The organism is Longimicrobiaceae bacterium (assembly GCA_035696245.1).
Lineage (GTDB): Bacteria > Gemmatimonadota > Gemmatimonadetes > Longimicrobiales > Longimicrobiaceae > DASRQW01.
This window is the reverse complement of record DASRQW010000084.1, coordinates 1-8,676: the sequence shown is the minus strand read 5'-3', so window position 1 is coordinate 8,676 and position 8,676 is coordinate 1. Positions and strand designations below refer to the sequence as shown.

Annotated in this window: 8 protein-coding genes; all 8 read left to right on the top strand. The window is 71.9% G+C overall.

Translation table 11 applies throughout. The features are described 5' to 3' along the window. Nucleotides 1–869 (top strand): UDP-N-acetylmuramoyl-L-alanine--D-glutamate ligase (gene murD / locus VFE05_04015; GenBank protein HET6229220.1); only part of this gene is annotated, 869 nt, incomplete at its 5' end. Further along, on the top strand, nucleotides 866–2,095 hold the full coding sequence (locus tag VFE05_04010; GenBank protein HET6229219.1) for a putative peptidoglycan glycosyltransferase FtsW: 1,230 nt from the start codon (nucleotides 866–868) through the stop codon (nucleotides 2,093–2,095). The genes murD and VFE05_04010, both read left to right, overlap by 4 nt. Then, the gene (murG, locus tag VFE05_04005) at nucleotides 2,092–3,336 is read left to right on the top strand and encodes an undecaprenyldiphospho-muramoylpentapeptide beta-N-acetylglucosaminyltransferase (protein ID HET6229218.1); all 1,245 of its coding nucleotides are present in this window, start codon (nucleotides 2,092–2,094) and stop codon (nucleotides 3,334–3,336) included. The genes VFE05_04010 and murG overlap by 4 nt, the downstream gene beginning before the upstream one ends. A gap of 181 nt (nucleotides 3,337–3,517) precedes the next feature. Then, the gene (murC, locus tag VFE05_04000; GenBank protein ID HET6229217.1) at nucleotides 3,518–4,942 is read left to right on the top strand and encodes a UDP-N-acetylmuramate--L-alanine ligase; all 1,425 of its coding nucleotides are present in this window, start codon (nucleotides 3,518–3,520) and stop codon (nucleotides 4,940–4,942) included. Then, nucleotides 4,939–5,763, top strand: coding sequence for an FtsQ-type POTRA domain-containing protein (locus VFE05_03995; GenBank protein ID HET6229216.1), 825 nt, complete (start codon nucleotides 4,939–4,941; stop codon nucleotides 5,761–5,763). Before murC ends, VFE05_03995 begins: the two co-directional genes overlap by 4 nt. Nucleotides 5,764–5,773: 10 nt before the next feature. Continuing rightward, nucleotides 5,774–7,024 carry a cell division protein FtsA gene (gene ftsA / locus VFE05_03990; protein HET6229215.1) on the top strand — a complete coding sequence of 417 codons (1,251 nt, stop codon included), beginning with the start codon at nucleotides 5,774–5,776 and terminating at the stop codon, nucleotides 7,022–7,024. A 73-nt stretch (nucleotides 7,025–7,097) separates the two neighbouring features. Further along, nucleotides 7,098–8,267, top strand: coding sequence for a cell division protein FtsZ (gene ftsZ, locus VFE05_03985; protein ID HET6229214.1), 1,170 nt, complete (start codon nucleotides 7,098–7,100; stop codon nucleotides 8,265–8,267). Between the two features lie 120 nt (nucleotides 8,268–8,387). Then, nucleotides 8,388–8,676 (top strand): hypothetical protein (locus VFE05_03980; protein ID HET6229213.1); only part of this gene is annotated, 289 nt, incomplete at its 3' end.

Genomic DNA, 8,676 nt, shown 5'->3' with positions numbered 1-8,676 from the left:
AGCTCGCGGACATCGACAAGTTCGCGCCCGCGATGGGCATCCTGACCAACCTGGCGCCCGACCATCTGGACCGGTACGCCAGCCTGGTGGATTACTACAACGACAAGGCGCGCCTCTTCCGCAACGCGGCCGCGGACAGCGTCTGGATCCTGAACGGGGAAGACGAGACGGCCCGCGAGCTTCCGGGCGATGCGCTTGGGACGCGCTACTACTTCCGCGTCGCGAGCCAGCTTTCCGCCGATGAGATGGGCGGCTTCGTCTCGGACGACGGCGTGCTGACGCTCCGCCTCAGCCGGGACGACGCGGACGAGGCGCTGGTGCGGACGGACGAGCTTCGCATCCTCGGTCCCCACAACGCGGCGAACGCGCTGGCCGCCGCCATCGCCGCACGTCTCTTCGGCGCCGACGCGGAGTCCATCTCCCGCGGCCTGAAGAGCTTCCACGCGCCGGAGCACCGTCTCCAGCCCGTCGCGGACCACGACGGCGTGCTGTGGATCAACGACAGCAAGGCGACCAACGTCGCATCGACCCGCGTCGCCCTGCGCAGCACCAGCCGCCCGACCGTCCTGCTGCTCGGCGGCAAACACAAGGGCGAGCCGTACAGCGAACTCCTGCCCGACCTGGAGGGACGTGTCCGCAGCGTGGTCGCGTTCGGCGAGGCGGCGCCGCAGGTGGAGCACGACCTGGCCGGCCACGTCCCGCTGGAGCGCGTGGACGGGTCGTTCGAAGAGGTGGTGAAGCGCGCCGGAGAGCTGGCGCGCGCCGGTGACGTGGTGCTGCTTTCCCCCGCCTGCTCCAGCTTCGACATGTTCGCGAACTACGAGGAGCGCGGCCGCCGCTTCGCCGAGCTCGCGGGAGGTGCCGCGTGAAGGCCCTCGCCCGCAAGCCCAAGCGCCCGGCCGACCTGCCGCAGGAGCTGGCGCCCGTGCTCGACCGTCCGCGGTCGTCCGCCACGCCGCCACGCTGCGCGTCCGCCCTCCCCGCCTCGCCCGACGCGTGGGAGGGGCGCGCGCTGATCCTGCTCACGCTCGCCGCCTTCTCGTTCGGCGTGATCGAGCTGTACAGCGCCAGCAGCTTCATGGCCGCGTACGACGGCCTGCCGGGCTACTACTTCGCCGTGAAGCAGATCAGCGGCGCGGTGATGGGCTTCGTCCTCGCCGCCGTTCTCTCGCGGGTCGACTACCGGAACTGGGAGAAGCTCGCCTGGCCGATGCTCATCGCCGTCATGGTGATGCTGGTGGTGATCGTGATGCCGGGGACGAACGCCATCGCGCCCCGCATCAACGGCGCGCGCCGCTGGCTGAACCTGGGCATCATGTTCCAGCCCAGCGAGTTCGCCAAGCTGGCCGTGATCGTGTGGACCGCGGCGATGGCGGTCAAGAAGCAGGACCGGCTGCATTCCATGAGCAAGGGCCTCATGCCCTTCCTGGTGGTCTGGCTCGCCGTGATCCTGCTCGTGTTCCGCGAGCCCAACCTGTCGGCGGCGCTGCTCATCGCCCTGCTGGGTGCGCTGGTGCTGTTCGCGGGCGGGGCGCGCATCGGCCACTTCATCCTTCTGGGCATGGGCGCCGTGCCGCTGGTGTGGCACTCCATCACGCACGAGGGCTACCGCATGCGGCGGATCGCGGCGTTCCTCTCGCCCGAGTCGGATCCCGCAGGAGTGAGCTACCAGATCTACCAGTCGCTCATCGCCATCGGCAGCGGCGGGCTGGGCGGCACGGGCTTCGGCGGTAGCAGGCAGAAGTTCGGCTTCCTGCCCGAGGCGAACAACGATTTCCTCTTCTCCATGATCTCGGAGGAGTGGGGCATCTTCGGCATCGTCTTCGTCGTCGCGCTCTTCGCCGCGTTCATGCTCGTGGGCTACCGCATCGCCGCGAGGGCGCCGGACGGATTCGGCTACCTGGTCGCCATCGGGATGACGAACGTGATCGCCGTCGCCGCCTTCCTGCACATGGCCGTGGCGATGGCGCTGCTGCCCACCACGGGCGTGGCGCTGCCGTTCATGTCGTCTGGCCTGAGCGCGCTGCTCACCTCGTTCGCGGCCGTGGGCATCCTACTCAACGTCGCCCGTGCCGGGCGGGAGAAGCGCGCATGAGCGACACCAGCCCCACGCCGCTCGCCGAGACCATCCCGGCCGAGGTGGAAGAGGTCGTACCGCCACAGCCCTCGCTGGAGCCGGAGCCCACGGCGGTCGCGCCCGGCCCGGTTCCGCGCGTGCTCTTCGCGGGCGGCGGCACCGGCGGGCACCTGTACCCGGCCCTCGCCCTGGCGGAAGCGTTCCAGCGGCTGGACCCGCGCGCCGAGGTCTACTTCGTGGGCGCCCAGCGCGGCGTGGAAGCGCGCGTGCTGCCGGAGCGCGGCGTGCCCCACACGCTGCTGCCGTTCGAGCCCATCCGGCGCGAGCAGCCCTGGCGCAACTGGGTGCTCGTCCCCTCGCTCTTCCGGTCGATGACGGGCCTGGCGCGCGTGTTCCGCGAGTTCAAGCCCAACCTCGTGGTCGGCACGGGCGGCTACGCGAGCGGCCCCGCCGTCGCCTCCGCCCTGCTGCGTGGCGTGCCCGCGGCGGTGCAGGAGCAGAACTCGTATCCCGGCCTCGTCACGCGCCTGGTGGACGGCCGCGTGCGCCAGCTCCACCTCGCCTTCCCGGAGGCGCGCAAGCACCTGAAGCCGGGCGCGAAGACCGAGGTGTTCGAGTTCGGCAACCCCATCCGTCCGCCCGACCCGTCCATCGACCGGGCGGACGCGCGGGCGCGCTTCGGCCTCTCCGCGGAGGGCACCGTCGGCCTCATCGTCGGCGGCAGCCAGGGCGCGCGCCCGGTGAACGAGGCGCTGCTCGCGGCGCTCAACGGCGTCGCCGCGGGCAAGCTCCCCGCGCCGCCGGCGGACTTCCAGCTGCTGTGGGCCACGGGACCCGCGCACTACGAGAGCGTCGCCGCGCGGCTGGACGCGACCGGCGCCGCGAGCTGGGTGCACGCCTTCCCGTACATCCAGAACATGCCGGGCGCCCTTGCCGCCGCGGACTTCGCCGTGTCGCGCGCCGGTGCCATGGCGCTGGCCGAGCTGTGCGCGTGGGGGATCCCGATGGTGCTCGTCCCGCTGCCGCACGCCGCCGCCAACCACCAGCACCACAACGCGGTCGCGCTGGAGCAGGCGGGCGCCGCTGCGGTCGTGAACGAGCCGGAGCTGGGCAGCGGCAAGCTGTGGACGGAGATCCTGTCGCTTGCGAACGATCCTGCCCGCCGCGCGCGCTTGGCTGCCGCCTCCCGCGCCCGCGGCATCCCCGACGCGGCGGACCGCATCGTCGCCCAGCTCATCCGCCTCGCGGTGAGCCGGTGAAGACGTTCGCCGAGACCTCGGCTGTGCGCTTCCGGGCATCGTTCGCATCTCCCGTCCGCACCTCTCCGGACGACTTCGGAAAGGCTTCCGCGGAGTCTGCTGTTTGCACCGAAGGCACTGGCGCGGAGCGGGCTTTCGCGGCCCCGAACGATCCTTTCGAATCCCAAGCACGGGCGGTATATTGAGCCCCTTCGATCTGGTGGAGCTTTCCCGCGGCGGGCCCGTGCACTTCATGGGCATCAGCGGGGCGGGGATGACCCCTCTGGCCGACATGCTGCTGCGTGCCGGCGTGCGGGTCACCGGCTGCGACGCGCATCCCGGACCCGGCGTGCACGCCCTGGAAGCGCTGGGCGCCCAGGTCACCGAGGGGCACGACCCGTCGCACCTGGAAGGCTGCGCCGCGCTGGTCGCCACCGCGGCCGTTCCGGCGGACCACCCGGAGATCGTGGCCGCCCGCCAGCGCGGCATTCCCGTCCTGAAGCGTGCCGAGGCGCTGGGCGCCATCGTGAACCACGCCAAGGTGGTGGGCATCGCCGGCACGCACGGGAAGACGACGACCACCACGCTCACCACCGCCGTGCTCGCCGCGGCGGGGATGGACCCTACCGGCTTCGTGGGCGCCCGCGTGCCGGCGTGGAACGGCAATCTGCGCCCCGGCGGCCGCGACCTGTACGTGGTGGAGGCCGACGAGTACGACCGCTCCTTCCACCAGCTCCGCCCCACCATCGCCGTCGTGACCACGCTCGAGGCCGACCACCTCGACATCTACGGCTCGCTGGAGGCCATCGAGGAGGCGTTCGCCACCTTCGTGGGCACCGTGCCCGCGGACGGGATGATCGCCTGCTGCGCGGACGACGCGGGCGCCGCCAAGCTGCTGGCCTCGGTAGGTGGGAATCCCGCGGCGCGGATGTCGTACGGCACGAGCGAGACGGCCGATCTGCGCGCGGTGGATATCGACCTGGTCGGCGGCTCCTCGTCGTTCGACGTGGTGGAGAAGGGGAAGACGCTGGGCCGCGCGAAGCTGCACGCGCCGGGGCTGCACAACGTGCGCAACGCGCTCGCCGCGGTCGCCGTCGCCCGGCACCTGGGCGCGGAGTGGGACGCCGTCGCGGCGGGGCTGCTGTCGTACGGCGGGGTGGACCGGCGCTTCGAGCAGGTGGGCGAGGCCGCGGGCGTTCTGCTGGTGGACGACTACGCGCACCACCCCACCGAGATCTCCGCCACCCTGAACGCCGCCCGTGCCGCGCACGCCGATCGCCGTCTGGTGGCCGTCTTCCAGCCGCACCTTTACTCGCGCACCCGCGACTTCGCCGCGCAGTTCGGCGAGGCCCTCGCCCTGGCCGACGTGGTCTTCGTGACCGACATCTACGCCGCGCGCGAGCAGCCCATCCCCGGCATCAAGGGAGAGATGATCGCCAGCGCCGCGCGCGACGCAGGGGCAGACGTGCGCTACGTGGCCGAGCGCGCCGACGTACCCGCCCGCGTGGGCGAGGCGCTGGAGCCGGGCGACCTGTGCATCACCCTGGGCGCCGGCAACCTGGACTCCGCCGCGCGCGAGCTGCTGGTGTCGCTGCGCTCGCGCGAGCGGGCGGGAGCGCTGGGGTGAGGAAGCGCGCCCTGGCCGGCATCGGCCTCGCCGCAGTGGTCGCCGCCGCGGGCGGGTCGTCGCCGTGGTGGGCGCCGCGGGTGCTGCCGCGCATCCCCGGCTTCGCTGCCGAGCGGGTGGAGGTGGCCGGCACGCGCCTCCTCGCCCCGCACGACGTGCTCGCCGCCTCGGGCATCCGCATGGGCGAGAGCCTGTGGACGGACCCCAGCGGGTGGGAGGCCGCTCTTCGGCGCCACCCCGCCATCGCCGCCGCCGTCGTGGAGCGCCGCCTGCCGCACACCCTGCGCATCCAGGTGACCGAGAAGCGCCCCGCCGCCCTCGTCGAAGGCGCCACGCTCGTCCCCGTCACCGCCGACGGCGAGGTGCTTCCGCTGGACCCGGCGCGCGTCCCGGTCGACCTCCCCCTGGCCCGCGGCCGGTCGGAGCGAGGCCGCGACGGGCGGGTGAAGGACGCGGGGATGCGCACCGTGCTGGCCGAGACGCAGCGCATCTCCGACCTGGACCCGGCGCTCGCCGCCCGCATCTCGGAAGTCCGCGCCGGCCGCCCCGGCGAGCTGCGGCTGACGCTGTCGAATCCCGACGCCGAGGTCGTCGTCCCCGTCGGCGCGCAGTCCGACCGCCTGCTCCGGCTCGACGCCGCGCTGGCGGACGTCTCGCACCGCCTCGCGTCCCTCGGCGGCAGGCCGTCCACGCCGGTGAGCGTGGACCTTCGCTTCGAGGACCAGGTCGTGGTCCGCATGCCCCAGGCCGCCCCGGCGGCACCCGCGCCCGTACCGGCCCCGGCCGCCGCGGCGCCCGCACCTCCATCCGCGCTCCGCTAGAAGCCCACGCATGCGTCAAACTCTGGTTGCCGGGCTGGACATCGGGTCGAGCAAGACCGCCGCGGTCATCGCGGAGGTCTCGGGCGACTCGCCCCACCGCGCGCAGGTCAAGATCCTGGGCGTCGGCCAGTCCAAGACCGGCGGCATCCGCCGCGAGGTGGTGACCGACATCGAGGCCACCACCGAGTCGGTGCGCAAGGCGGTCAAGGAAGCCGAGCTGATGGCGGGCGTCACCGTGGACCGGCTCTACACCGGCATCGCGGGCGAGCACATCCACGCCTGGCCGTCCACCGGCGTCGTCGCCGTGGGCAAGGATGGCGAGATCCGCAGCGGCGACGTGGACCGCGTGCACGAGGTTGCCCGCGCCGTGGTCATCCCCGGCGACCGCGAGCTGCTGCACGCCATCCCGCAGGAGTACATCGTCGACTCGCAGAACGGTATCCGCGATCCAGTCGGGATGGCGGGCACGCGCCTAGAGGCCGAGGTCTTCATCGTCACCGGCAGCACCTCGTCGTCGCAGAACATCCGCAAGTCGGTGTCGCGCGCCGGCTACCAGGTCGCCGAGCTGGTGCTGGAGCCCATCGCTTCTTCGATGGCCGTATTGTCGGACGACGAGAAGGAGATCGGCACCGCGCTGGTGGACCTGGGCGGCGGCACGACCGACGTGGTGATCTTCCACGAGCGCAAGATCCGCCACCTCGCCTCGCTCCCCTGGGGCGGGTCGACCGTGAGCAACGACCTCGCGAAGGGCCTCTCGCTGCCGTACGCGGAAGCCGTTCGCGCCAAGGAGCGCTTCGGCTCGGCGCGGACGGACCTGGTCGACCCCAAGGAGACCATCGAGATCCCCGGCGCCGCCGCCGGGCAGACGCGGCGCATCGCCCGCGAGCTGCTGGCGCACATCATCGAGCAGCGCATGGACGAGATCCTGGGCCTCGTCGCGGCCGAGCTGGACCGCAGCGGCTTCGCCTCGCGCCTGGGCGGCGGAATCGTGCTCACCGGCGGCGGCGCGAGCATGCACGGGATCGCCGAGCTGGCCGAGCGCGCCTTCGCGGCTCCCGTGCGCATCGGCGTACCGGGCGAGGGCCTCGTGGGGCTTGCAGATTCGGTGCGCAGGCCCAAGTTTGCCACGGCTGCCGGGCTGGCCATGTACGGCTCCCGGCGCATGCTCCAGGACCTTCCCGAAGGGGGCTCCGCTTCCGGCGGCGGCTCCGTCAACGGCGTCATAAAGTGGATGCGCGACTGGCTCACGGACTTCTTCTGAGCCCTGGCCGCGCCTTGTTCCTTACGAAACTCACCAGGCCGTACCTCCCTTTGCGGATGGAGGAGGAAGACAGATGATGATCTTCGAGTACGAAGAGCCCACCTCGCAGAACGCCCGCATGAAGGTCGTGGGCGTGGGCGGCGGCGGCGGGAACGCCGTCAACCGCATGATCGACGAGGACCTGGAGGGCGTGGAGTTCATCTCGGTGAACACCGACGCGCAGGCCCTCAAGGAGAGCAAGTCGGGGATCAAGATCCAGATCGGCGCCAAGCTCACGCGCGGCCTGGGCGCCGGCGCGCGGCCCGAGATCGGCGCAGGCGCGCTGGAGGAGAACCGCGACGAGATGCGGAAGGCGCTGGAGGGCGCCGACCTGGTCTTCATCACCGCGGGGATGGGTGGCGGCACCGGTACCGGCGCCGCCCCGGTGATCGCCGAGATGGCGCGCGAGATGGGCGCCCTCACCATCGCCATCGTCACCAAGCCCTTCCTCTTCGAGGGCAAGAAGCGCATGCGCCAGGCCGACGACGGCCTGGGCGAGCTGAAGCGCGCCTGCGACACCATGATCGTGGTGCCCAACGAGCGCCTGCTCTCGGTGGTGGGCAAGGGCACCTCCTTCAAGGACGCGCTGAAGAAGGCCGACGAGGTGCTGCTGCACGCCACCCAGGGGATCTCGGACCTGATCCGGGTTACCGGCGAGGTGAACGTGGACTTCGCCGACGTGCGCACCATCATGAGCAACCGCGGCGCGGCGCTGATGGGCACCGGGTACGGGGCGGGGGAGAACCGGGCGGTGGAGGCGGCGCAGGAGGCGATCAGCTCCCCGCTGCTGGACAACATCTCCATCCAGGGCGCGGCCGGGGTGCTGATCAACATCACGGGCGGGATGGACCTGGCGATCGACGAGGTGACGACGATCAGCAGCATCATCCAGGAGGCGGCGGGCGAGGAGGCGGAGATCATCTTCGGCGCGGTGCACGACTCCTCCATGGAGGGCGCCGTCCGCGTCACCGTCATCGCCACCGGCTTCGACAAGCAGGAGATCTTCGAGCGGAGCGACAACGTCATCCGCCCTAATTTCGCGGCGCGGCGCCCGGAGCCGCGCACCGCCGCCGCTGCGCCCCGGCCCAGCGCGGCGCCCGTCCCACTCGCGCCCATCCAGCGCGAGGCGGACATCCGGCCCATCGAGCGAAAGCTTCCGAGCGATCTCGAGATCCCGACCTTCATCCGTCGCCAGATGGACTGACCGTCGGTTCACGGACCACACAGCAGGAAAAATACGACACCCCGCGTCATCCCGAGCCTGAGCTCGGGATGACACTGTCGCTTTCGTGAAGTCGGTTCGAACACTACTTCCACCGAGCAAATGCGCACCACCCAGAGAATCCTCGCCCTCGGCGTGTTCGCCGCCTTCGGCGTCGCCATCGCCGGCAGCTTCGTGGAGCTGCGGGTCGCGCCCGGCACGGTCGCCCCGCCCGCCCTCCTCCCGGCCGCGCACGCGAACCCGGCGGAGGTCGGCTTCCAGGACACGCTCCGCTCCGGCGAGACGCTCTCCGAGCTCCTCTCGCGCGCGGAGCTCGCCGAGACCGAGGCGGACGCGCTCCTCGCGGAGCTGAACGAGTTCCAGGACCCGCGCCGCCTTCGCCCGGGCTCGG

What these genes read in the sequence shown, in the direction of transcription:
- ftsA (HET6229215.1), top strand. Translation starts at nt 5,774, where the DNA reads ATGCGTCAAACTCTGGTTGCCGGGCTGGACATCGGGTCGAGCAAGACC.
- murG (HET6229218.1), top strand. Translation starts at nt 2,092, where the DNA reads ATGAGCGACACCAGCCCCACGCCGCTCGCCGAGACCATCCCGGCCGAG.
- ftsZ (HET6229214.1), top strand. Translation starts at nt 7,098, where the DNA reads ATGATGATCTTCGAGTACGAAGAGCCCACCTCGCAGAACGCCCGCATG.